This window comes from Parabacteroides sp. PF5-6 (assembly GCF_029504695.1).
Lineage (GTDB): Bacteria > Bacteroidota > Bacteroidia > Bacteroidales > Tannerellaceae > QVMG01.
Genome location: NZ_JAQFIN010000004.1, coordinates 1 through 23,007, shown reverse-complemented (window position 1 = coordinate 23,007; position 23,007 = coordinate 1). Strand labels below are relative to the sequence as shown.

Sequence of the window (23,007 nt, the reverse complement as noted above, 5' to 3'; positions counted from 1 at the left end):
TTAGTTTACCATTCAATATCGTCTTCAATATATCCCCAGGGACGAACTTTGATGCGCGCGCCAAGGTATTCGCCATCATCCCCCCAAACAAAGACAACGATCGTATCATGTCCGGCTTCAGCTCTCAACAGTTCTTTTGTTTCGTAGTCTCTATCTGCATTTCCGATCTCTATGCCATTGGCTTCGATTGTTCCCAATTGCAATTCGCCGGGGAAGATCGTATCAAATTCCGTCATTTCCCATTCGCTGCCAACCCATTCGGCATCCGGGTCGTAAGCGACATCATTTCCTTCTACTTCGCCTTTGGAGTTCAGTTGGTCCAGTGTTTCTTTAAAGAAGAACTGGCACTCGACATCCGAACGCAAGCCATTATTAGCTAATCCTCTGTCCAGATTCAAGGTACGCATCTGCAGTCTGCCGACAGCCAACTGGATAGGCACTTCTTCATCTTTGGTTAATGTACCCAGGCTTAAGGGCACTTCATCGTCGCCGAAATAAAGTTCAGCGGGTGATTGCGCGTAGCTGTTCGATTTCTTCACCTGTATCTTCAGGTCATCGATTGTAGCGCCAACCTGCAGTTGTTGCAAATCATTATTGACATTTCCCCAGGCTACAATCTGTAATTTCTTAGCCGCCGGATAATTGATCTCAATCGGTGTGCGGGTTACGATCTGCGCACTGGTCATCTTCACGGTTTCCAGGTGTTTCCCGTTTTCATCAAAGATAAATACGGAAGCATCCTGAACATCTTCGGCCGACCCTTCAGTGATATCATACCCTTGCAGGTTCAATACCTGCAGTGTCAGTTTATACGTACGACAAGCATCCAGGTCTTCATTGATACAACTGGTAGCCATGATCCCCCAACCGATACAGAGTACCATCAAAAGGGCTTTTGTTTTTGAAAATATATGTTTCATAACTGTACTGTTTTTCGTTTTATATCTTTTTCTTTTTGCTCGCTATTAGTTTAAGTCACCGCCGAGAACCACCTGAGTCCAGTCGGCTACCCGTATCTCCGCATTTACATTAATAAAGGCATCGGGCTGGTAGGGATTGTTAGAACCCGGACCGTTAATACCCATGGTCAGGGTGTAGTTATTGTTCCGGATAATTCCGAAATGGGGACGTAAAATACCTTTTACCGATTCGGCAGCCTCTGTTCCAGCATTGTTGATGGGAACTGAATAATATTTATCCACCACAGTAACTTCATCAACCTCACCATCCGGGATATAGGTATAATCTCCTTTAACCACCAATAATGTCTGATAGCCGATTTTTCCATTTGCTTCCGGCAGTTCATTTTCATAAACCTTAAAAGGACCGGCAACAATATTATTCTCACCAGTATACATCGGACCTTCAAGAGCGCCAGGTGTCTCAGGATTGCCACGATCCAAAGTAACATCCGTGATTGTGCCGCTGCTTAACAAGCCAGCCTTAACCGTTCCACCTTCAAAACCTTTATAATAACCATCCATATCAGCAACATTGCCATACCACCAGTTAGCCACATCCGTAAAATTCACTTCTACCGAGCGATTCTTAAGCAGATCAGCAGTCGACCAGTCGGCTACCATCCGGCTCTGGCTTTTTACATTCGCCATAAAAACTTCTTTTAGTTTAAAACTAATTCCTTTACCATAAGGAGTCTTTTTTACTAAAGCGATACCTGTCAACTCAACAGTAGAGAGGTGACGATACAGCTTAATAGGACCACCGTCTTCCTGGTAAACGATTTTTTCTCCCGCTCCTGCTGTGGTATGTCCCATCAGGTTTCGAACATTCGGATAAAAAGTAACATCAATCACCTTACTGCTCATGGTCAGGTATTCATCGCCATCGTCATTTTTGCTTTTACCTTCATTATCCAAAGTCAGCACTCCTGTTGTCAACAGGGTAGTCAAGCTTTTTCCTTCCACGGCTGATTTTGCGATATTGGCCAGTACTAACACTTTATGGTTTCCCGGAGAGATAGCAATATCTTGGCTAAAGCCGTCAACACCATCTATTTCGAATGTCGGATTTTCAGTCGGATCTACTGTTATAACGGCTGTGCCATCCGCATTATAAATAGCTACCACCAGATTCTCAATGTTTGGATTGTTGTCTGCCCTAGTTTGCAATTCAGTGGTTACAAGAGATAACGTTGTCGCGGTTTCCACCGGTTTGTCTAAAATCGGTTCATTGTCCGAGCAGCTGAACAAAAAGGAAAGAGCTGCTGCGCATAAAATATAATTCTTCAGTTTCATAAGGTATATAATTATTTCGTTTATCTTGAATAATTTATGATACAAAAATAGAAGTTCTCCTCAATACCGCTGATAGGTGCTTCTCTCTATATTAATAGATGAAAGTATCATCTTTTTTGGGGTGATAGATTTACCTCGGTAATGCAATAAAATCAACGGTCACCGCCTAAAATCAAGCCTCCTCTGCACTTTCCATTTCTTAGTTTTAAACAATATAACAAAGAAAATGTTCGGCAGGGAAGGCGTCTATTTTCAACTATTTATCTTATCGGGCTCTTCAAGCGGATATTTAACTCAGATCCCGGCCTCCCAAACGCTGCCCCAGACGCCACAAAGAGCTATATCGGTTGATTATCATGGGTTAAAGAAAAACAGAATTAATCTGCATCCTCTGCGTATTTTTTTACTACCGAAGAAGAGGTGATCCATAGTTTTTGCTTTACGCTTCGTAAGCGACCTACGGTTCGGGGTGATCCGAAGCGCCCAGACTTCGCCTTCACGCAACGCAAGCCGGAAAGAGCTAAACACAAAAAAGCCCCCGGAAATTCCGGAGGCTTTATATTTAGATAATCGATAGATTATTCTGTTACTACATGACCTTGGGTAACTTGACCGAAGTCTACAACTTCTGTAGCCACGTGCAGAACGGTTTCGTCAGGACCAGGACCTTCACCAGGACCTGTCGGAGGACCAAACGGAGTTTTATAACCCACACCTGCGATACCAACAGTTACATTGTACTCAAGATTTCTCAGTACGCCGAAGAATTTACCATTTGCAGTCGTATATCTTTCTTCTACAGCTCCGAAGAAACCACTATTAATAGTAAAACCATCAGCAGCAACACCATCAACACCTACAGCAACAGGATAATAACGCTCTGAAGCAGTAATTCTGCCTTCGTCTTTATTAGCGCTATCCCAAGAGAAATCACCCATAACAACCAATAATGTTTCAAGCTGGTTGTTGCCTTTTGCTGCATTTTCATACGCATAGAAGTAGCATTCGTCTGCGTTTTCATTTTCGTTTGCACCCGGTGCCCATGGAGCAGTAATCGTTCCTGACGGCATTTCATAAACTAAGTTAGACAGATTAGCATAAACCGGAGCACCATCAAGTGCTGCATTGATAAAGGCTTTTTTAATCACCGGATATTCCAGTTTCGTTTCATCTATTTCTTCCGGGTTGTACGGAGTAGTCATATATTTAACCCAAGAATTTGCATAAACAGTATTTGTTGCACTGTTATAATAACCACCGGATACATTATAAGTCGGTCCCCATGCTTTGTAATCATTAGCAATCAAAGAAGACAATTTCGGTGTATGCAACAGATAGACAGCTTTAACTGTAAACGCAGCATTCGGATATTGTGTTGCATTTAAGTTCTTACTGATATTTACACCTTTCAAATTGATCTTAGCCACGTTGCGATACAATGGAACACGACCTGCAACTGTCAAGTTACCTGCAGCAGGTACAACTTTATAACCACCACCTGCAGCTGTTATTTCGTTGTCAGTATAACCCAGGAAGTTATTCACGTTAGCTTGTAAAGAGACAGCGAATAATCCACTGTTCATAGAGAAGCCTTTTGCATCTTCACCTAAAACTTCAGTTGCTAAATCAACGGTTTTACCTAACAAAACACTTTTAGCTGTACCTTTAACAACATCATCAAAAGCACCTGCCGGAGCGTTTGCCACAACAATAATTTCCTTATTACCCGGGCTTACAGCAATCTCGGTTACCTCATCGTTTGCATCTGTGTAGACTCCTAATCCATGATTAGAGCTCTTTATTTCCAGATTACCTCCGGAATACACAAAAACATGCATATTAGTGATTGTTGCATCACCAGTTTCAGCTTTCGTTTGAATGCTCATTGTTTTCACATTTAAGAATGCTGCATCCGCACCTGGAGTCGGTGTCGGTTCAATAACGGGATCGTTGTCGCTTGAACAAGCAGTGAACGCCAGCGCGACCATGGTTCCAAATAACAAATTTTTAAGTTTCATAAGTCTCAAATTTTAAAAAATTAGTATTACAGTTAATTACTTTCGCTTATATATAATTGTTTTATATTCCAGTTTAAACGGTTGCTTCCTGTTTAACGGTTGCTCTTTATCGTTTTTCATCAGACATACTCTAAACAAGAATATGTTGAAATTGTTCGGGTCCGACAGAAAAAAAATATTTCCCTTTGAGAACCACAACGCAAATATAGACGGACTGCTCGAATGTCGAACGAGGCAATCCGCTCAAAAAAAAGGGGTAAAAAGCTCAAACAATCGTTTCCCTGCACTTTGATAGAAATATAGGTTTATTTGATAAAAATAACACGGTAAACCGATGAAAAACAGGTATTATATAAAACGGATAAACTATTTTGATAGACTTTCCTCTCAAAAAGGGAGGGAAGCATTTCATTCGGGAAGTCCGAGAGGGTCTCCCCAATGGGTGTTTCAGTCTGTTTGCACACAGATGACACGGATTATGCGGATCGGAAATCGGCCGAATCGGTGTGATCTGTGTGCGAAAGCTAGTTTATTCAACAATCACATACTGGTCGACTTCGCCCCAGGGAGCCACTTCGACTTTAGCTTGCAGGAATTGTTGGCCTTTATCGCCTTTATCATCGATATAACCTTCACCCTGGATTGAGAAATGCACATTGTATTGCAGGTTACGGTAGATTCCCCAGTATTCCTGGCCTTCCTTCTCCTGATCGCGCGGTGTGCCAATGCCTTTGAAACCTCTCGGCAACGAGAAGCCATGCTCACCAACCGCTACCGTATAATAACGAGTGAAATGTTCACGGATCATATCACTATCCGCTGCTCCGGGATCGATAGCCAACGAAGGATGAGGCACCACATAAGAGAAGTCGACCTTCAACACCAGAAGGGTTTGGATTCCTTCGAAATCTTCGCCGTATGGGTTTTCATAGACATAGAACTCCACCGGTTCCGGATTGCCGTTCTTCCCGTCGAAGAGCGTATGCGTGTCTGTTGTCAGGTCGAAGAGATATCTACATTCTTTATTATAGCCTTCAAAGAAGCGGAACGGGCCCAACAGGGAGGTGTACTTCGCATTCTCATTGCGCATATAGATCGTCTGGTTGTTTTCGTCTACACCCGGGTAGCCATTGATATAGTTCACATTCTGAGCGGAAGTTGAACCCCAGGCTGTTCCGTCCTGTCCCACCAGCATCGTCATTTCTTTGGCGTGCAGGATATAGGCTTGCTGCAGTTCCATCACCAGGCCGGGATATTGCTCGCTATTGACCAATTTATCGCCCATGATATGGACAGAGGCCAAACGGATACGGGCAACGTTGCGGAACAAAGTGACCGGTTTGGATACTTCATACGATACCGAGTTGGGATCTACCACCGGGAAACCCAAGTAATGGCGCTTACCCAAAGAAACCGTAATGTCTTTGTACAAGCGGCTGTTCATCGTCAGCGCGCCATCAACTTCCAGGTCTTCCTCGAAATCTTTCACCATATTCAATACCTCGGTGATCGGGGTTCCGTTGACCGCGTCTTCCACCAGGTCTAACTGTGGGTAGTTGGCGATCACCAGAACGGCTTTTCTACCGGCGCTGATTTCGATTTCTTCTGACCGGTAATCGTATTGCGCGTCTTGCTTACCGATCTTTTCCAATACAAGACCATACTGTGTGGCATTGAATACCAACACCTGTAAAGAATTCATAACTGCCGAGGCATCAGCGTCGGATTTTGTCATGGCGTCATTCACTAATACATTCAATGTGGTTTTATCAGAGGGTACCACCGGTTGGTCGATCTGATCCGGGTTGTCATTCGAACACGCGGTCAGCGACAGAGCAACTATTGCTCCAAATAAAATTGCTTTTAACTTCATAAAAGTCTGGGTTTAAATTAATTAATAATAGAACTATTCATTTTGCCGTACTTTACAGTACCGGCATGACTTTGCGCACTTTCGTAAAATGGCTTTTTTGACGTTTTTGCATGGCAAAGATACGGGCCTACATCCAAAGCAGAAGTAGGCAATCAAATCAAATTATATGGGCGGATAAATCATTTATTAAGTGTAATTACTATCATTTAACGACAGTATTAAAGTCATTTATCAGCGTTTAAATATACATTATATTCAATATAGATATTGTTTTTCAAAGGCTGTGGAAGATTAGCAAAAGTGAATACGGTATAATATCACACCTTCGATATGCTGATGCATACAGATGACATAGATCTTCGATTCAAAGGAGGAGAGCTTTAGGAATCTTTTAGCTTTTGGAGCATTTAAGCCAGTTCCAGCTTTAGGAGAGATTAAAAAAACCGCCGGCCCTTGCGGTCGGCGGTTGTCTATATTATATATGTAAAGGGATCAATTCGGTTGGCCGTACTGCGACGGGGTGACGCCGTATTGCTCGGTGAAGCGCTTGCGGAAGGTGGCCGTGTCGTTGAAGCCGACCAGCTCGGCGACCTCCTGTACGGAGTGTTGCTGGGTCAGGATCAATTCGGCGGCTTTCTTCAGGCGGACCGTACGGGTCAGTTCCAGGATACTGCAATCGGAATGTTGCTTGATCTTCCGGTAGAGGGTCGGCAAACTCATATTCAACGACTCGGCCAGGATCTTGGCTTCGAAGGTTGAGTCGTCCAGATGTTTCTCGATATTGCGGATCACAGCTTCCATAAACGGATTGCTCTGTGTCTTGCCATCGGGATCGCCTCCCGCGTTGGGATCGGCAGCGATCAGCGAACGGGTATAATAATGTTTCAGTTGGTCGCGACGTTTCAAGAGGCTTCCGACCTTCGAACGCAGGATCTCCACATCGAACGGCTTGGTGATATAATCGTCGGCCCCGGCTTCGATCCCTTTGATCACGTCTTCGCTCTCGACCTTGGCGGTGAGCATCACCACCGGGGTCTGTGCCGTACGGCTGTCGCTCTTGATCTCCCGGCAGGTATCGAATCCATCCTTGACCGGCATCATCACGTCGCACAAAACCAGGTCGGGCTGTTCCTGAAGGGCCATAGTCACCCCTTCTTCACCGTTGCGCGCTTCGAGGATCTGATATTCTTTGCTGAACACATGCTTGAGGAACCAGCGGATCTGGTCGCTATCGTCGATCACCAACAGTTTCTTGCCGGTGGTCTTCTTCTGCGGAATGATTTGGATCAGTTGGGAGATTTCTTCTTTCTGTTTCTCATTGAGCTTCACCAGGTCGCCTTCGGGCTCCACAAATTCAACGCGGCGTTCCAACAGGTGTTTCTTACCCAGCGGCACCATCAGGGTATAGGCCGTTCCGTTTGCCGAAGAGTCACATTCGTAGATACCACCCAGGTCGTCCACCATATCGACGATCTGGCGCAGGCCGCGGCGGGCGTTTTCCAATTCATCGAGCCCTTCGTCCTGGATAAGCAATTTACAGTAGGAGATGCCTTCGCGTTGCTCGATCGAGATATCGAAGACCACCTTTCCGTAGACGAAGGTATTTTTTAACGCGTTAGATAATAAGGTACGCAAGGCGTATTCCATTTTCCGGCGGTCGAGCCATACCCAGAGCACTTCGCTCTGCGCCGTGATCTGGAAATCGACATTATTCATCGCGATCCAGTCGATAAACAAGTCGCAGATCTGACGGGAGATATCCACCACATCGTAGCGGGCCACGCGCAGGTAGCTGGCCACATCATTATTATGGCGTGTTCCGATCAGCTGGTCGGCAAGGTCTTCCAATGCCAATGTATTCCGGTAGGCGGAAAGCAGCTGGGTAGCGACCTCCTCTTCCGGAGTTTTGTTCTGTACCACCATCGACAAGGTCCCCAATACCAAAGAAAGTGGGGTACGCATCTCGTGGATGGTCTCCACAAAGAAATTGTCTTGAATCGTTTCCGCTACCTGTACCTGCTTTTTAGCCTGCTCTTCTTTGTCGGCGGCTTCACGCAGGATGGTATCGTTTTCTTTAATTTTAGCGACAAGGATCTGTTCCAACTCCCGCTTATTGCCGGCCAGGGTAGAGATCTCCGCATCTTTTTCACTGATCTGTTGATTCAAGGCCGTATAGGCAGCGTCCAACTCCTCTTTTTGCTTACGCAACACATCGAGCTCGGTCGCGGCAGACGTGCTCTTTTCTTTAATCGCATGCAATACGGATTCGTTTTTCTTTTTCAGAAAGAAATACAAACCACCCGCCACGACAATTAACAGGATCAGAAAGATCAGGATCAGGCCAATAGATGATTCACTGCCGGCATTTCCTTGGGCAAAGAGTAGGGTTCTTGATACAACAGCCAAAATAATAACCAAAAGGCTTTTCCGATTTAATACTAAGCTCTTCATAATATGCTGCATAATTTAATTGTAGTACAACAAACGAAATGATAAAGGTATATTTTAATCTATGCAAAAATAGGAAATAAATATCAGAAGAAAGAAGAATAGAATAAAATTTTTACGAAACGACAAAATTAAACACTATAAATAACCCTATGAAAATCAAGTTTTTCGCAAAAAGCAAGAAAATCACCGCATAGATAACGAAAGATAGGGGGTACGGAAAAGGCCAATTTTCCCCTATTTTTCCGACAGCTATAAGATACTGTATCTGAGCGCCTTCGCGGGAGCATTCATTTGTTGATAATTATCAACAAGTTTGTTGACAATTGTCAACAGATCTGTTGATAATTATCAACAAATGTGTTGACGGTTATCAACAAACAAATACTCCCAGCAAAAAGAAGAAATAGTTCCGCGGATTCGGGTTCGATTCCCATCGCCTGAATCATGGATCCGTACACAGATGATATGTTTACCTTTATATAGGATAAGGGAAAAACCGCGGTTGCCGATTCTTTTACAATCTATTTTGATAGTTTTGGCAACCTGTTCACGCGAGGGAGAAATCAGTCGTATAGATATTTTTACCACGCATCAAGGAGGTTTTACCTCTGTTTTTGATAGGTATCACGCCGTTTTTGAGAGAATACTGATGCTTTTAACTTTGTTTAACTCTAAATACTTGCGGCGTTGATTTTCGGGCTATATATTTGCATCGTGAATGAGAGATACACCGGGGTGAGGGTCCCGATCTTAAAGACACAAAACAAAAAAAGTTCAACGTATACAATTATTGAGTCATGAAAAAGAATACATTATCTAAAGGTTTAGTTGCAGCTTGGTTGATCGCCACAGTTATGGCTTTCACAGCTTGTTCTTCTGAAGATTCTACCATGGAGTATATCCAGGCTGAAGCTTCTGCGGAGGTTGTTACCAAAGCTGCTGCCGCTTCCAACCCGTATTCAATTGTACTCAAAGCATTTTCCAACAACAAAGACATCACCACCAAAGGAGACGTAGACAGCGTAACGTTGTTTGTTTTCGACGAAAACTACGACTACGTGGAAACAAGAACCATTGACAAAGCTACGGTTTTAAACCGTCGTACGATATCAATCCAGGCTAACGGCACCGACAGTATCACTGTGGTGGCATGGGCAGGATTAACAAACAAAAAAGAAGAAGTTAGTTCACTCAACCAAAACAGCATTTTATCTGATTTACGCGTCCAGTTAAAACAAAACAATGGGCAGGTCACTTCCCCCAGTGACCTGTTCCATGGACAAATCACCATCGGACGCCCCAGCGCAACACGCACTGAGAATGTACAGACACTGGCTATCGAAAGAAAGGTAGCTGAACTTTCACTGACCACCACAGGAATCGCTAAGAAATTTGGTAACACAAACGGTGACTTTTACTACAAAATCAAAACAGCGACATCCGCTATTAATCATGATGGTACATTCGCAGGTAAAGAAGTGGAATACATCGTACCGGCAACCGCAAACAAAGCGGGCAACCTGGTTGCAGCCAACATCGCGATTTTACCTTCCGACGACATCACGATAGAGCTTTACAAGAACGACGTATTGGTTCTTTCCAGCAAAAAACTCAGAAATTCACAGGAACTGTCTCTAAACGCCTCAGAATTGTTCAACATCACTTTTGACGCTTGCAAATACAGACTGGACCTGATCGTAGCAGCATGGGGACAGACTATTCACGCTGTAAACGTAGCCTAACAGAAGCCCTCAATTTTTGTATACGAATATATGACGCACATCCGGAGATTCCGGATGTGCGTTTTTTTATGGCGGATCACAACCGTTCGAACAAAGGCAAACCTATCATTCGGTGATAGCTTTGCCTTTGTTAATTTTTGTAGCAAAAATACCCTAAAGCCAGGCTGGATCAAGGGTGATAGGAATACCGATTCGGTGATAGCTTTGCCTGGGTGACGGGAATATCATCCACAATGATAGGATTGCCAACGGGAGGTGGGCGTATCAATGTGTGATAGGTTTGCCGATTCAACACAATACATTCACCAGGATGAACAGGCAGTCGATGCAAGCAGATTAAAAAAGCAAGAAGTATAGTTATAAGTCAGATAAAAAACACTATTTTTGTGCCGCATTAAATTCGGTTTGGAATACCGTATCAAATTAGTTATAAACAATATGGATAAAATTAGTTATTCGCTGGGGTTAAGCATTGGAAACAATTTTCAGAATTCCGGCATCAAAGGGTTGAACCTGGAAGATTTCACGCAGGGATTGAGTGATGTGCTTCAGGAGAAAGACCCGGCCATTTCATACGACGAAGCCAAAAAGGTCATAAACGACTACTTCATGAAACTGCAATCCGAGAAATTGGATAACAACAGAAAGGCAGGGGAAGAATTCCTACAGATCAATACACACAAAAACGGGGTAACCACCTTGCCCAGCGGTTTGCAATACGAAATCCTGAAATCCGGTACGGGCGACAAACCCAAAGCAACGGATAAAGTCAAATGCCATTACCATGGTACATTAATCAACGGTATGGTTTTCGATAGCTCCGTAGAAAGAGGACAGCCTGCCGTATTTGGTGTTTCGCAGGTGATCCCCGGCTGGGTCGAAGCGCTTCAGTTGATGCCGACAGGTTCGAAATGGAAACTTTTTATCCCGTCGGACCTGGCGTACGGAGAGCGGGGTGCCGGAGAGGCCATCGAGCCCAACAGCACGTTGATCTTTGAAGTCGAATTATTAGAAATCGTAAAATAATCATATAATAGAAAAGAAAAGATGAAAAAAGCGAATGTATGCATTGCAGTATTGGCCCTGGTAGCCGGTATATTTGCCTCTTCCTGTGATTCCAAGAAGAGTGTGAAGTTAAACAACGGATTGGATAGCGCCAGCTATTCTCTCGGTATATTGAATGGGGATGGTTTCCGCAAGAATATCACTACCGTGCCGGGTGGAAGTGTAAATATCGATCTGCTCTTGGCCGGGTTCGAAGAAGCTCTGCGCGACGAAAATGCAAAGACCAAATTGACGATGGAAGAGGCAAACGCTTTCGTACAGGAGTATTTCACCCGCGTTCAAGCCGAAGAAGCGAATAAAACCAAAGAAGAAGGCGATAAATTCCTGGAAGAAAACAAAGCCAAACCCGGTGTGATCACAACGGAAAGCGGCCTGCAATACCAGGTTATCACCGAAGGTACCGGCGAACGGCCGACGGCTACGGATAGAGTAAAAGTGCATTATACCGGTACATTATTAGACGGAAAGGTGTTCGACAGCACCGCAGACCGGGGTGAGCCTGCCGAATTTGGCGTAGGCCAGGTGATCAGAGGATGGACTGAAGGCTTGCAAATCATGCCCGTAGGTTCTAAGTATATTTTCTGGATCCCGGCTGATCTGGCGTATGGCGAAAGAGGTGCCGGCCAGGACATCAAAGCAAACGCTACCTTGAAATTCGAAGTCGAATTACTGGAAATCCTGAAATAAGCTATACTGCCATTTTGCATAAGAAAACGGGGTGCAAATATGTTTAAAAGCATGTTTGCGCCTTGTTTTTTTAACACCGAAGCACTTTTCTCTTTCAGAATGACATATATTTGAAAATAAATATATACTTTTGATACCAAGAAAAGAAATACCCATATTAAAAGTGAAAGAATAATGGAAAAGATTGACAAACTGGACAGGCAAATATTGAATATCATTTCTAAGAATGCACGGATTCCCTTTAAGGATGTAGCAGAAGAATGCGGGGTCTCCCGGGCTGCCATCCATCAACGTGTCCAACGTATGATCGATATGAATGTAATTACCGGTTCCGGTTATCATATCAATCCCAAGATATTAGGATATAATACGTGTACGTATATCGGCGTGAAGCTGGAACGCGGCTCCATGTACAAAGATGCCGTTCCCGAATTTATCAAAATACCGGAGGTCGTTGAATGTCATTTCACGACAGGCCCGTATACCATGCTGATCAAATTATATGCCCGCGACAACGAACACCTGATGGAGTTGCTCAACACAAAAATCCAGGAGATCTCCGGAGTGATCGAAACAGAGACGCTGATTTCATTGCGTCAAAGCCTCAAACGAGAAATTCCGATCTGCAAAGAAGAAGAATAATGAATGGTTAGATTTTCCCGGATTTTATTCCTTACGGTCTCTCTACTCTCTCCCTGGTTCGTTCTTTCTGCGGGAGAGACTTATTGTTTCCGTGTCTACCTGACGGATAAAGGGTGCACACACCCGGCCGCTCTATTGGATAAACCCGAAACATTCCTTTCGCAAAAGGCCATCGAGCGAAGGGCGAAACACCGGATCGAGATAAACCCGTCGGATCTGCCTATTTCACCGGCCTACCTACAGACGCTCACGCAGGAAGGCGGAGAGATTGTCGCCCAAAGCAAATGGCTCACCACGGTGGTCGTAGCCAGCCGGGACAGTCTGATCGCCGAACGCATACAAAAATTGGCCATCGTCGATTCCGTCAAATGGGTGTGGAAAGGAGAAAGAGACAGCCATTTCGATCCTTCGGTTTTCTTCAACAGAGACACCTCACGATTGACCCTGCAGCAGGAAAAAACCAATGATCTATACGGATACGCCGAGCCTCAGATCCGGATGCTCAACGGCGAGAAACTCCATAAAGAAGGATTTACCGGCACAAACCTGAGTATTGCCGTGATCGATGCCGGTTTCACTAACGCCGACCGGATCGAGGCTTTTGCCGCGATGCGCCTGGCCGGTACGCACAATTTCGTCGCCCCCGGAGAATCGGTTTTCCTGGGCGATGATCATGGCACCCGGGTCCTGTCGTGCCTGGCGGCAAATCTGCCGGGTATTCTCGTGGGTACGGCACCGCAGGCCACGTACTGGCTCCTGAAAAGCGAAGACAACCGCAGTGAGTTTCCGATCGAAGAAGATTATTGGGCAAACGCGATCGAGTTTGCCGATAGCACCGGGGTAGACGTTATTGCCAGCTCGTTGGGTTATTTCACGTTCGATGTGGAAGAGATGAGTTATTCCACCGATCTATTGGACGGGCAAACCGCCTTTATCAGCCGGGCGGCCCAAATGGCGGCAGAGAAAGGAATGCTTGTGGTCTGCAGCGCCGGCAACGAAGGCAATAACGACTGGCAAAAGATCACGTTCCCCTCGGATGTAGCCCATCTGTTGACTGTTGGCGCCGTCACGGAAGAGAAAGAGAAAAGCAGCTTCAGCTCGACCGGCTTCACGGCCGACGACCGGATAAAACCCGACCTTGTGGCGTTGGGAAGCAGTTGCGCCGTGATCGGTTCGAACGGCGAATTGCGTTATGCCAGCGGCACATCGTATGCCGCACCGATCATCGCCGGATTGGCCGCCTGCCTGTGGGAGGCGCTTCCGGAATTGAATAACAAAGAACTGATCGCTTTACTTCAGCGTACAGCCAGCCAGGCCAAACGTCCGGACGCGGAGAAAGGTTTTGGCATCCCGAATATCTACAAAGCGTATAAGAGAGGAAGAAAAGATGTCCATTGATCCCCCAACAGCCGAACAGCCCCGGGCATTCTCCCTCCTGGAATTGAACCGGAGAATCAAGGCCGCTATCCAGGAAGCCTTCCCGGCAACCTGTTGGATACAGGCGGAGACCAGCGATGTGCGTACGCATGCCTCCGGCCACTGCTACCTGGAGTTTGTCGAAAAGAACCCGGCCACCGGCCAATTGGTGGCCAAGGCAAGAGGCACGATCTGGGCCAAAACATTCCATATGCTCCGGCCGTACTTCGAGCGGGAGACCGGACAAGCTTTTGTCTCCGGATTGAAAGTACTGGTTAAGGTAGCGGTTGATTACCATGAGTTATACGGCTTCAACCTGACGGTGACGGATATCGACCCGACCTATACCCTGGGGGATATGGCGCGCAAACGCATCGAGATCATCCGCCAACTGCAGGAAGAGGGGATCTTCACCTTGAACAAAGAACTGCCCTTCCCGACATTGCCCCAGCGCATTGCCGTGATCACCTCGCCCACGGCTGCCGGCTACGAAGATTTCCTGGAACAGATCAGAGACAACAAAATGGGCTTTCCGTTTTACATCCGCCTTTTCCCGGCGCTGATGCAGGGCGACAAGACGGAGATGTCGGTGATTGCCGCCCTGGATCATATATATAATTATGTAGAGCACTTCGATGTGGTGGTCATCATCCGTGGCGGAGGCTCGACGGCCGATCTCAGCAGTTTCGATTCCTATCTATTGGCGGCAAACTGTGCCCAGTTCCCTTTGCCGGTCATTACCGGGATCGGGCATGAGCGCGATGATACGGTTGTCGACCTGGTTTCCCATACCCGCCTGAAAACGCCGACCGCCGTGGCCGAATTCCTGATCGGGCGTATGCAACTGGCTGCCGATGAGCTGTCCGGCCTGCATCAGGCGATATACCAACAGGTGACCGGGCGACTGCAAGAGCAGAAAAATTTCCTGCAACTCCTGAATACACGCCTTCCCGCTATCGTATCGAACCGGCTGGAGCGCAACCGCAATACATTGAAAAGCCTGACCGGCCGATTGCCTGTCGTGGCCTCTTCCTTGCTCTCGGATTATACGCTCGCGCTCGAAGGGTTGAACAACCGCCTCAAAAGCGGCACCACTCATTTCTTTTCCGATAAAAGGAAAGAGTTGCAATTGACGGAACAATTTGTTACATTAGCCTCGCCGGAATATATCCTGAAGAGAGGTTACAGCCTCACGCTGAAAGACGGGCAGATCATCAAACACGCGGCGGACTTACAGGCCGGCGACCGAATCGTTACCCGCTTGGCCGATGGCGAAGTCAGATCACAGTTGATAATGGATAATTAATAATGGATAATTGATAATGGAAACATATAACGAAGCGATAGAGAAATTGCATCAGATCGTGGCCGATATCGAGAAGAACGATCTGGATGTCGATCTCTTATCCGAAAAGGTCAAAGAAGCGACCCGACTGATCAAACTTTGTAAAGAGAAACTCTTTAAAGTGGATGAAGAAGTAAAAAAAATCTTAGAAGAGCTGGACTAATGAGGAATTATGTAATCATTGTTGCCGGCGGGAAAGGGCTGCGCATGGGCGCCGACCTGCCCAAGCAATTCATTCCGATCGAAGGCAAACCGGTATTAATGCATACGATGGAGGCGTTTCACGATTGGGATCCCACCATCGAGATCCTGTTGGTATTGCCCGAAGAACATCAGGACTATTGGGCAATGCTGTGCAAAGAATTGAACTGCACCATCTCTTTCCATGTGGTGAACGGAGGCGAAACGCGTTTCCATTCCGTCAAGAACGCCCTTGAATATCTTGCGGAGGAATTAGGAGTCGCCCCGGAAAGGAGAGAGAAAGGATGGGTCGCCATCCACGACGGGGTACGCCCGTTTCCGGCACCCGAAGTGATCGGCAACTGCTTCAATAGTGCCGAGCAGGAAGGCAATGCGGTTCCGGTTATCCCGATCGTCGATTCGATCCGGGTGGTCACCGATGAAGGGAATCATCCGGTGGACCGTTCCGAATATTATGCGGTACAGACACCACAGGTGTTTCATAGCGATATCCTGATTCGCGCTTATCAACAGGAGTATTCGCCTTTGTTCACCGACGACGCTTCGATCGTGGAGGCGGCAGGGGAAAAGATACATATCGTGCCCGGCAACCGGGAGAATATCAAGATCACCACCCCTTTTGATCTGCTGGTGGCCAAGGCCCTTTGTCCGTATTGTCGTCATAACCATGTGGATTGATCTCGACAAAAGAGCGATCACCTATCTTCCGGGGGTGGGTCCCCGCAAGGCAGAGATCCTGCAGAAGGAACTTCGTTTGGTTTCTTTCGAGGATCTGTTGTATTATTTTCCTTATAAGTATATCGACCGGAGCCGCTTCTACAAGGTAGCCGAGGTCAACGGAAATATGCCCTATATCCAGTTGAAAGGGCGTATCCTCTATTTCGATACGGTTGGCGAGGGGCGTACCAAGCGGCTGATCGGCAAATTTACGGATGGCACCGGCATGATCGATCTGGTGTGGTTCAAAGGACTCAGCTACGTGACGGATAAGATCCGGCCGGGGACCGAATACATTGTCTTCGGCAAACCCAATGAGTTCGGGCAGGTTGTCAATATCCCCCATCCGGATATCGATCCGCTGGATCAGGCGGGTCAGGTGGCGAGTGGACTGGCTCCTTTCTATCATACGACGGAAAAGATGAAAAAGTCTTTCCTGAATTCCCGCGCGATCCAGAACCTGCAATACAACCTCTTGCATGCGATCGGCTGGGAAGTGCAAGAGACACTGCCCTACTGGTTACGCCAGAAAATCCAGATGATGCCGCTCTCTGAGGCGATCCGAAACATTCACTTCCCCGAGTCGATCGAGAAACTGAACCAGGCGCAGTTACGCCTGAAGTTTGACGAACTCTTCTATATCCAATTGAATATATTGCGCACAGCCGGACTGCGGAAGATGAAACTCAAAGGGATCGTATTCCCCACGGTAGGCGATTATTTCAATCTGTTTTATGCGAAATACCTGCCTTTCGAACTGACCGGCGCACAGAAAAGAGTGGTGCGCGAGATCCGTGCCGATATGGGAAGCGGGCGGCAGATGAACCGCTTATTGCAGGGGGATGTCGGCAGTGGGAAAACGCTGGTGGCCTTGCTTTCCATGCTGTTGGCTGTCGATAACGATTGCCAGGCGTGTATGATGGCGCCCACGGAGATACTGGCAACACAACATTATGCGACGGTGATGGCATTCCTCAAAGACATGGATATCCGGGTGGCACTATTGACGGGATCGACCAAGAAGAGTGTGCGCAACAAGATACTTCCGGCTATCGCGAATGGGGAGATTCAGCTCGTGATCGGCACGCATGCCCTGATTGAAGAAACGGTTTCTTTTGCCTCGCTCGGACTGGCGGTGATCGACGAACAGCATCGTTTCGGCGTGGAACAGCGTTCGCGGTTATGGTCGAAAAGTGCCGTTCCTCCCCACGTACTGGTGATGACGGCCACGCCTATCCCCCGTACCCTGGCCATGACGCTGTATGGCGATCTCGATGTCTCGGTGATCGATGAATTACCCCCCGGGCGGAAACCGATCAAGACCCTCCACCGCTACGACAACAAGAAAGCTGAGCTTTACCATTTCATCCGCAAAGAGATCCATGCCGGCCGGCAGGTCTATGTCGTCTATCCATTGATAGAAGGCAGCGAGAAAAGCGATTACAAAAACCTGGAGGAGGGGTTCGAACTCTACAAAGAGATCTTTCCGGAATACAAGGTCTGCATGGTGCACGGACGCATGAAAGCGGCAGAGAAAGATACGGAGATGCAGAAATTTATCTCCGGCGAAGCACAGATCCTGATGGCCACTACGGTGATCGAGGTCGGCGTAAACGTGCCGAACGCCTCCGTGATGATTATCGAGAGCGCCGAACGTTTCGGACTGTCCCAGCTTCACCAATTACGGGGACGGGTAGGCCGTGGTGCCGACCAGTCGTACTGCGTTTTGGTCACTTCGTTCAAGCTGAGTAACGATACCCGTAAACGGTTGGAAATTATGGTAAACAGCACCGATGGGTTCGAAATTGCCGAAGCCGATCTTCGCTTGCGTGGGCATGGCGACCTGGAAGGAACGCGCCAGAGTGGGGATGGGATCGACCTGAAAATTGCCGATCTTGGCGCCGATGGGCAGATCCTGCAATACGCCCGCGATATCGCCTTGGAGATATTGAACGAAGACCCTAATTTGGACGCCGAAACCAATCAGATATTGAACGAACGGCTCAAATCACTCTTTGCCAGACGGACAAACTGGGGCATGATCAGCTGACATGTTGTAAAACATATCAGTTTACACAACACTGATTATCAAAAGGCTAACCATCATATATTTCTCTGCCGTTTTCTCTTTTAGGAAAGTTTAGCGCAGTATTATTGGTCTTCTTCATCTTATTCCCGAACTTTGTTTGGTTGGTATAGATCCAATTCAACGAGAAAAAGGGTCATCCGTACGAATTGAAAAAGCAAAAGTAATTAACATATAATGAATATAAGAGTACTACTAAGTCTGGCAGGTATTATCCTCTCAACCACTGTATTATATGCACAAACTCCGGTAGAAGAAGGTAACACTATACTACAAAGTCAGTCTCAATTGATGGAGGAACGCGTATCGGAACTGATGGCCGACCGGGTTCCTGCCAAAAGGGATATTGCGCTTAAAGAGCTTATCGAAAGCAATGAGAGAGTACAATTATTGCTTACCGAATCATTAAATTTCCCGGCCGACGAACTTTACGGTTCGCATTGGGAAAACAAATGGGTTGACCCCTTCCGTGGCGAAGTCAAAGCCATATTCCCTGATTCTTTTGCCATCGATTGTTCTTCTTTTGTCCTGCCGATCGACTCCGAAATCAAAGTAACATCCAAATATGGTCCCCGTCGCCGCCGGATGCACCGGGGCATCGATCTCAAAGTGTACACCGGTGATACGATCCGTGCCGCTTTCGACGGGAAAATCCGTATCCGCTCTTTTGAACGCAGAGGATATGGCAACTATGTGGTGATTCGCCATCCGAACGGTTTGGAAACCATCTACGGACACCTTTCCAAATTCCTTGTCAACGAAAACGATATCATACGCGCCGGACAACCGATCGGCTTGGGAGGAAATACCGGACGTTCGACCGGTTCGCATCTGCATTTCGAGACCCGCTTCCTCGGACAGGCGATTAATCCGGCGGAAATCATTGATTTCACCAATGGCACGCCCCATCAGGACTTATATGTATTCCGCAACGTGAAGATCAACGGACGCAAAAGCAATATCTACACCTCTTCCGACGACCGGATGGCTTATCACCGGGTGAAATCAGGAGATACATTGGGTAAGATCGCCCGGATCTACGGCACTTCCATCAATGAGATCTGCCGCTTGAACGGCATCAAATCGACCACAACGCTCCGGATCGGACAATCGCTGCGGGTAAATACCAGCGCGGAAAAAGCAGCCAAGGCCCCTGCCCCACAGAAAACAACGGTTAAGGCCACGCAAGCCGCTGTCGCTTCCGCCCAAAACACCAATACAAGCGGAGCCGGCGAATCGAAAGAACCGGTCTACCATAAGATACAATCCGGAGATACACTCGGAGCGATTGCCATGAAATACGGTACGACGATCGAGAAGCTTTGCCAGTTGAATGGCATATCCCGGACAACCATCCTCCGCCTGGGCAGGAATATCCGTTGCTCATAACACACCCTCGTCCAAATCCTAAAGCTCTCCTCCTTGGTTAAGGAGGAGTACGGCGCGGTACGAGCCGGGAGGTGGTTGGATCCTACAAAATGAACACTAAAACACAATACTTTTATATTTTTTCCGGAGAGGATCTCCTACTTGAAAAGGACGGAGACCGTTATGCGATTCCTATCGGCGAATATCCGCCGGTTGCGGTAGACCGCTTGCTGGAAGTAACGGTAGATGAAAAGACGGGGATATATACCGGTGAAGCGTCCCATAATCTACCATCCGACACATACGAATTCATGGGCTTGCGCACCTCCTACGATTTCCTCGATAAAGATTCGTTCCGGATAGCCGGCAAGGCATTTGAGATCAATCACTGGGACCGACATAGCCGCTTTTGCCCTGCGTGCGGCACAGCGACTGAACATCCGCTTCCGGTGATGAAAATATGCCCGAATTGCAAACATGAACTTTATCCGGTGATCTCCGCTGCGATCCTCGTGCTTATACGCAAGGAAGATTCCATTTTATTGATACGGGCAAAGAATTTCCGGGGACCGTTCCACGGACTGGTGGCCGGTTTTCTGGAAACCGGAGAGACGCTTGAAGAATGCGTCGTGCGGGAAGTGCGTGAGGAAGTAGCTTTAGAAATCAAGAATATCCGTTATTTCGGGAACCAACCCTGGCCTTTCCCAAGTGGGCTAATGGTTGGGTTTATTGCCGACTATGCCGGCGGTGAGATCTGTATACAAGAGGAGGAACTCAGTTCGGCTGCGTTTTATAATCGGGGAAATCTTCCGGAAATACCACGGAAACTGAGTCTGGCCCGGAAGATGATCGACTGGTGGATAGCGAATCCGTCTTAATCGCATAGCCTCTGTCTTTCAATTCTTTCTTCATCTTTGCTGCCTCGGCCGCATTGGCTGGTTTGCGCAGTTCGGGATGTGCCGAAAGGAACTGTTGCTGCTTTTGATACAGTTCGGCGCGCGGCAAATCGTTATAATACCGCAGATTGGCTGCGTTTTTCCGGTTCTTCATCAACCGCCGGTATTCCGGGCTGAAAGCCATATTCAAGAGATGCGCAAAGTCATGGCTTTGTCCGCCACTGATGCCATGCGTGGAGCGCTTCAGGTAGTAATAAAAATACTCATAGCTAAACTGCTGACCGGGAGAGCCTTTCGGATTATAATAGCGCAAAACAATATGGGGCGGCAGGTCGGTCAGTTTAAACTGATAAGCCTTTGTCGAGTCCTCCGGTAAAAAATAGGAACTGAAATCCTTCTCAATCGGCAGATCAAGAGGCGTCGATCGCATGGGCGTACGGGGTTTATCCAGATTGAGGAAAGAGCCTTCCTGTATCGATTGCATCGCTTCCGGATTGAGGCGGATCGTATCTTTTCCCGCCAATACATCACGCAGCCAAAGCGAATCCCTGGCCGACCATTGCGCAAAAGCCGGGCTCACCCCACCCAGAAGGGATAGGATCAAAGCCAGGTATAGATGATTTATTCGTTTTACTTTTTTATGGTGCTGCATGATAGTCCTTTATCGCCTTCGCCCGTTTCCTGTTTTTCCGTTTTTGCCTTTCCTCCGGCCGAAAGAGATAAGTCAAAATGTCATCCAATGAAAATCCAAAATTCACTGATCCGCCGACGCTCCCTCGTCTTTGTCCGTCCTTCACCGTATCATCAAGTAGACTCTGGGCGCCGGCAGAAACAGCAAATGGTGATTGGCCTATTCGGAACTTCTCCTTCTCATGAAATTTCAACCGCAACCGAAAGCTATCACTTATCTTCAAACTATCTTTCTCTTTCATCCGTATCAACATCGTTAAAACAGCCGGCGACAACGAATCGATCGCAAACGCCAGGGAATCTTCTGTGGCTATATCCCAGAAATCACGGGTGATCGCGAGGATCGGAGGCGCTTCGAGTGGCTGGGCGAAGGGATTCTCCCGGTTCAGGAAAGTCCCTTCTTCAATCGCCCTCATCGTCTCAGGATTCAACCGAATCGAGTCTTTGCCCTCGATTATATTTTGCAACCACAATGAATCAACCGCTGCCCACTGAGCATAGATTTTGTCCGTACTGTGCATACAGAGGATAAGGTAAACCATCCAAAGTTTTTTCATCTCCACACCATTATCGTCACCAAATGTATAACTGTTCCGCCGCGAAAGTGTTATAAAATGCTTAATTAGTCTTTCCGCTTTATAATGTTAATGCTTTTTGGCAAGTATTAGTTTAATTTCCGCTGCATGGCTGTTAAAGAAACCGGATTTCACGCAACAAGTCTTAAGGATTCTTATCACCTGTCCGGAGCTCTTTGATAAAAGCTACATCAATTTATCATCCGTACACCCCTCCCAATCTCCCGGAAATCAAAAGGGATATTCAAAGAACAGCTATTTCCAGGCAAAATAAGGATAGGAAATATCGATATATATATAGGTAGCCCGCTTGGGTGAAATCCGAACGTGGGCTCTTGATATGTTTACCGATCGTACGATTCGGATTTTCCTCGGCATGATGATTTGATTACATACTCTTTTGATATATTCAACCCTGTTGATTTAAGAGATAATAATGATATCTGCAGATACTTTCACCCCCTTTACCGACCGTTTTAGCATCGTTTTTGAGAGTTATCACGCCGTTTTTGAGAGAATATTGATGCTTTTAACTTTGTTTAACTATAAATACTTGCGGCGTTGATTTTCGGGCTATATATTTGCATCGTGAATGAGAGATATACCGGGGTGAGGGTCCCGATCTTAAAGACACAAAACAAAAAAAAGTTCAACGTATACAATTATTGAGTCATGAAAAAGAATACATTATCTAAAGGTTTAGTTGCAGCTTGGTTGATCGCCACAGTTATGGCTTTCACAGCTTGTTCTTCTGAAGATTCTACCATGGAATACATCCAGGCTGAAGCTTCTGCAGAGGTTGTTACCAAAGCTGCTGCCGCTTCCAACCCGTATTCAATTGTACTCAAAGCATTCTCCAACAACAAAGACATCACCACCAAAGGTGACGTAGACAGCGTAACGTTGTTTGTTTTCGACGAAAACTACGACTACGTGGAAACAAGAACCATTGACAAAGCTACGGTTTTAAACCGTCGTAC

At 46.8% G+C, this 23,007-nt stretch carries 19 protein-coding genes; 12 read left to right on the top strand and 7 right to left on the bottom strand.

Annotated elements, in window-relative coordinates; all coding sequences use genetic code 11:
* Positions 1-5: 5 nt before the first annotated feature.
* The 5 genes from M2133_RS06095 to M2133_RS06075 form a co-directional block, all read right to left on the bottom strand.
* On the bottom strand, positions 6-920 hold the full coding sequence (locus tag M2133_RS06095) for a FimB/Mfa2 family fimbrial subunit (RefSeq protein ID WP_277465132.1): 915 nt from the start codon (positions 918-920) through the stop codon (positions 6-8).
* 45 nt (positions 921-965) lie between these two features.
* Positions 966-2,255, bottom strand: a complete 1,290-nt coding sequence (locus tag M2133_RS06090; protein ID WP_277465131.1) for a fimbrial protein — start codon at positions 2,253-2,255, stop codon at positions 966-968.
* Between the two features lie 578 nt (positions 2,256-2,833).
* On the bottom strand, positions 2,834-4,273 hold the full coding sequence (locus M2133_RS06085) for a fimbrial protein (protein WP_277465130.1): 1,440 nt from the start codon (positions 4,271-4,273) through the stop codon (positions 2,834-2,836).
* Positions 4,274-4,802: 529 nt separating this feature from the next.
* Complete coding sequence (locus M2133_RS06080) at positions 4,803-6,146, bottom strand: fimbrial protein (RefSeq protein ID WP_277465129.1); 1,344 nt, start codon at positions 6,144-6,146, stop codon at positions 4,803-4,805.
* A gap of 492 nt (positions 6,147-6,638) precedes the next feature.
* Positions 6,639-8,597, bottom strand: a complete 1,959-nt coding sequence (locus M2133_RS06075; RefSeq protein ID WP_277465128.1) for a response regulator — start codon at positions 8,595-8,597, stop codon at positions 6,639-6,641.
* 797 nt (positions 8,598-9,394) lie between these two features.
* Between M2133_RS06075 and M2133_RS06070 the strand changes: the two genes are divergently transcribed.
* The 11 genes from M2133_RS06070 (at position 9,395) to nudC (ending at position 20,744) form a co-directional block, all read left to right on the top strand.
* The gene (locus M2133_RS06070; protein WP_277465126.1) at positions 9,395-10,339 is read left to right on the top strand and encodes a FimB/Mfa2 family fimbrial subunit; all 945 of its coding nucleotides are present in this window, start codon (positions 9,395-9,397) and stop codon (positions 10,337-10,339) included.
* A 438-nt stretch (positions 10,340-10,777) separates the two neighbouring features.
* Positions 10,778-11,365, top strand: coding sequence for an FKBP-type peptidyl-prolyl cis-trans isomerase (locus tag M2133_RS06065; protein ID WP_277465125.1), 588 nt, complete (start codon positions 10,778-10,780; stop codon positions 11,363-11,365).
* 21 nt (positions 11,366-11,386) lie between these two features.
* Positions 11,387-12,091, top strand: a complete 705-nt coding sequence (locus M2133_RS06060) for an FKBP-type peptidyl-prolyl cis-trans isomerase (protein WP_277465124.1) — start codon at positions 11,387-11,389, stop codon at positions 12,089-12,091.
* A 174-nt stretch (positions 12,092-12,265) separates the two neighbouring features.
* Positions 12,266-12,733, top strand: a complete 468-nt coding sequence (locus M2133_RS06055) for an Lrp/AsnC ligand binding domain-containing protein (RefSeq protein ID WP_277465123.1) — start codon at positions 12,266-12,268, stop codon at positions 12,731-12,733.
* Between the two features lie 3 nt (positions 12,734-12,736).
* The gene (locus M2133_RS06050) at positions 12,737-14,131 is read left to right on the top strand and encodes a S8 family serine peptidase (protein WP_277465122.1); all 1,395 of its coding nucleotides are present in this window, start codon (positions 12,737-12,739) and stop codon (positions 14,129-14,131) included.
* On the top strand, positions 14,121-15,455 hold the full coding sequence (gene xseA / locus M2133_RS06045) for an exodeoxyribonuclease VII large subunit (protein ID WP_277465121.1): 1,335 nt from the start codon (positions 14,121-14,123) through the stop codon (positions 15,453-15,455). The genes M2133_RS06050 and xseA overlap by 11 nt, the downstream gene beginning before the upstream one ends.
* 16 nt (positions 15,456-15,471) lie before the next feature.
* Positions 15,472-15,657: an exodeoxyribonuclease VII small subunit gene (gene xseB / locus M2133_RS06040; protein WP_277465119.1), complete on the top strand. Its 186-nt coding sequence runs from the start codon at positions 15,472-15,474 to the stop codon at positions 15,655-15,657.
* Complete coding sequence (locus M2133_RS06035) at positions 15,657-16,373, top strand: 2-C-methyl-D-erythritol 4-phosphate cytidylyltransferase (RefSeq protein ID WP_277465118.1); 717 nt, start codon at positions 15,657-15,659, stop codon at positions 16,371-16,373. Before xseB ends, M2133_RS06035 begins: the two co-directional genes overlap by 1 nt.
* Positions 16,363-18,462 (top strand): ATP-dependent DNA helicase RecG, encoded by a 2,100-nt coding sequence (gene recG / locus M2133_RS06030; RefSeq protein ID WP_277465117.1) that lies wholly within the window; start codon positions 16,363-16,365, stop codon positions 18,460-18,462. The genes M2133_RS06035 and recG overlap by 11 nt, the downstream gene beginning before the upstream one ends.
* Before the next feature lie 213 nt (positions 18,463-18,675).
* Positions 18,676-19,887 (top strand): peptidoglycan DD-metalloendopeptidase family protein, encoded by a 1,212-nt coding sequence (locus M2133_RS06025; protein WP_277465116.1) that lies wholly within the window; start codon positions 18,676-18,678, stop codon positions 19,885-19,887.
* Positions 19,888-19,976: 89 nt separating this feature from the next.
* Positions 19,977-20,744 (top strand): NAD(+) diphosphatase, encoded by a 768-nt coding sequence (gene nudC, locus M2133_RS06020; RefSeq protein WP_277465115.1) that lies wholly within the window; start codon positions 19,977-19,979, stop codon positions 20,742-20,744.
* On the opposite strand, the gene M2133_RS06015 is transcribed toward nudC, so the two are convergent.
* Both M2133_RS06015 and M2133_RS06010 read right to left on the bottom strand, forming a co-directional pair.
* On the bottom strand, positions 20,641-21,414 hold the full coding sequence (locus M2133_RS06015; protein ID WP_277465114.1) for a hypothetical protein: 774 nt from the start codon (positions 21,412-21,414) through the stop codon (positions 20,641-20,643). The genes nudC and M2133_RS06015 overlap by 104 nt on opposite strands.
* Complete coding sequence (locus M2133_RS06010; RefSeq protein WP_277465113.1) at positions 21,401-22,009, bottom strand: hypothetical protein; 609 nt, start codon at positions 22,007-22,009, stop codon at positions 21,401-21,403. The genes M2133_RS06015 and M2133_RS06010 overlap by 14 nt, the downstream gene beginning before the upstream one ends.
* A 690-nt stretch (positions 22,010-22,699) precedes the next feature.
* Here M2133_RS06010 and M2133_RS06005 point away from each other — a divergent pair.
* A partial coding sequence (locus M2133_RS06005) for a FimB/Mfa2 family fimbrial subunit (protein WP_277465112.1) occupies positions 22,700-23,007 on the top strand: 308 nt, incomplete at its 3' end.

What these genes read in the sequence shown, in the direction of transcription:
- M2133_RS06095 (WP_277465132.1), bottom strand. Translation starts at nt 920, where the DNA reads ATGAAACATATATTTTCAAAAACAAAAGCCCTTTTGATGGTACTCTGT.
- M2133_RS06090 (WP_277465131.1), bottom strand. Translation starts at nt 2,255, where the DNA reads ATGAAACTGAAGAATTATATTTTATGCGCAGCAGCTCTTTCCTTTTTG.
- M2133_RS06085 (WP_277465130.1), bottom strand. Translation starts at nt 4,273, where the DNA reads ATGAAACTTAAAAATTTGTTATTTGGAACCATGGTCGCGCTGGCGTTC.
- M2133_RS06080 (WP_277465129.1), bottom strand. Translation starts at nt 6,146, where the DNA reads ATGAAGTTAAAAGCAATTTTATTTGGAGCAATAGTTGCTCTGTCGCTG.
- M2133_RS06075 (WP_277465128.1), bottom strand. Translation starts at nt 8,597, where the DNA reads ATGAAGAGCTTAGTATTAAATCGGAAAAGCCTTTTGGTTATTATTTTG.
- M2133_RS06070 (WP_277465126.1), top strand. Translation starts at nt 9,395, where the DNA reads ATGAAAAAGAATACATTATCTAAAGGTTTAGTTGCAGCTTGGTTGATC.
- M2133_RS06065 (WP_277465125.1), top strand. Translation starts at nt 10,778, where the DNA reads ATGGATAAAATTAGTTATTCGCTGGGGTTAAGCATTGGAAACAATTTT.
- M2133_RS06060 (WP_277465124.1), top strand. Translation starts at nt 11,387, where the DNA reads ATGAAAAAAGCGAATGTATGCATTGCAGTATTGGCCCTGGTAGCCGGT.
- M2133_RS06055 (WP_277465123.1), top strand. Translation starts at nt 12,266, where the DNA reads ATGGAAAAGATTGACAAACTGGACAGGCAAATATTGAATATCATTTCT.
- M2133_RS06050 (WP_277465122.1), top strand. Translation starts at nt 12,737, where the DNA reads ATGGTTAGATTTTCCCGGATTTTATTCCTTACGGTCTCTCTACTCTCT.
- xseA (WP_277465121.1), top strand. Translation starts at nt 14,121, where the DNA reads ATGTCCATTGATCCCCCAACAGCCGAACAGCCCCGGGCATTCTCCCTC.
- xseB (WP_277465119.1), top strand. Translation starts at nt 15,472, where the DNA reads ATGGAAACATATAACGAAGCGATAGAGAAATTGCATCAGATCGTGGCC.
- M2133_RS06035 (WP_277465118.1), top strand. Translation starts at nt 15,657, where the DNA reads ATGAGGAATTATGTAATCATTGTTGCCGGCGGGAAAGGGCTGCGCATG.
- recG (WP_277465117.1), top strand. Translation starts at nt 16,363, where the DNA reads ATGTGGATTGATCTCGACAAAAGAGCGATCACCTATCTTCCGGGGGTG.
- M2133_RS06025 (WP_277465116.1), top strand. Translation starts at nt 18,676, where the DNA reads ATGAATATAAGAGTACTACTAAGTCTGGCAGGTATTATCCTCTCAACC.
- nudC (WP_277465115.1), top strand. Translation starts at nt 19,977, where the DNA reads ATGAACACTAAAACACAATACTTTTATATTTTTTCCGGAGAGGATCTC.
- M2133_RS06015 (WP_277465114.1), bottom strand. Translation starts at nt 21,414, where the DNA reads ATGCAGCACCATAAAAAAGTAAAACGAATAAATCATCTATACCTGGCT.
- M2133_RS06010 (WP_277465113.1), bottom strand. Translation starts at nt 22,009, where the DNA reads ATGAAAAAACTTTGGATGGTTTACCTTATCCTCTGTATGCACAGTACG.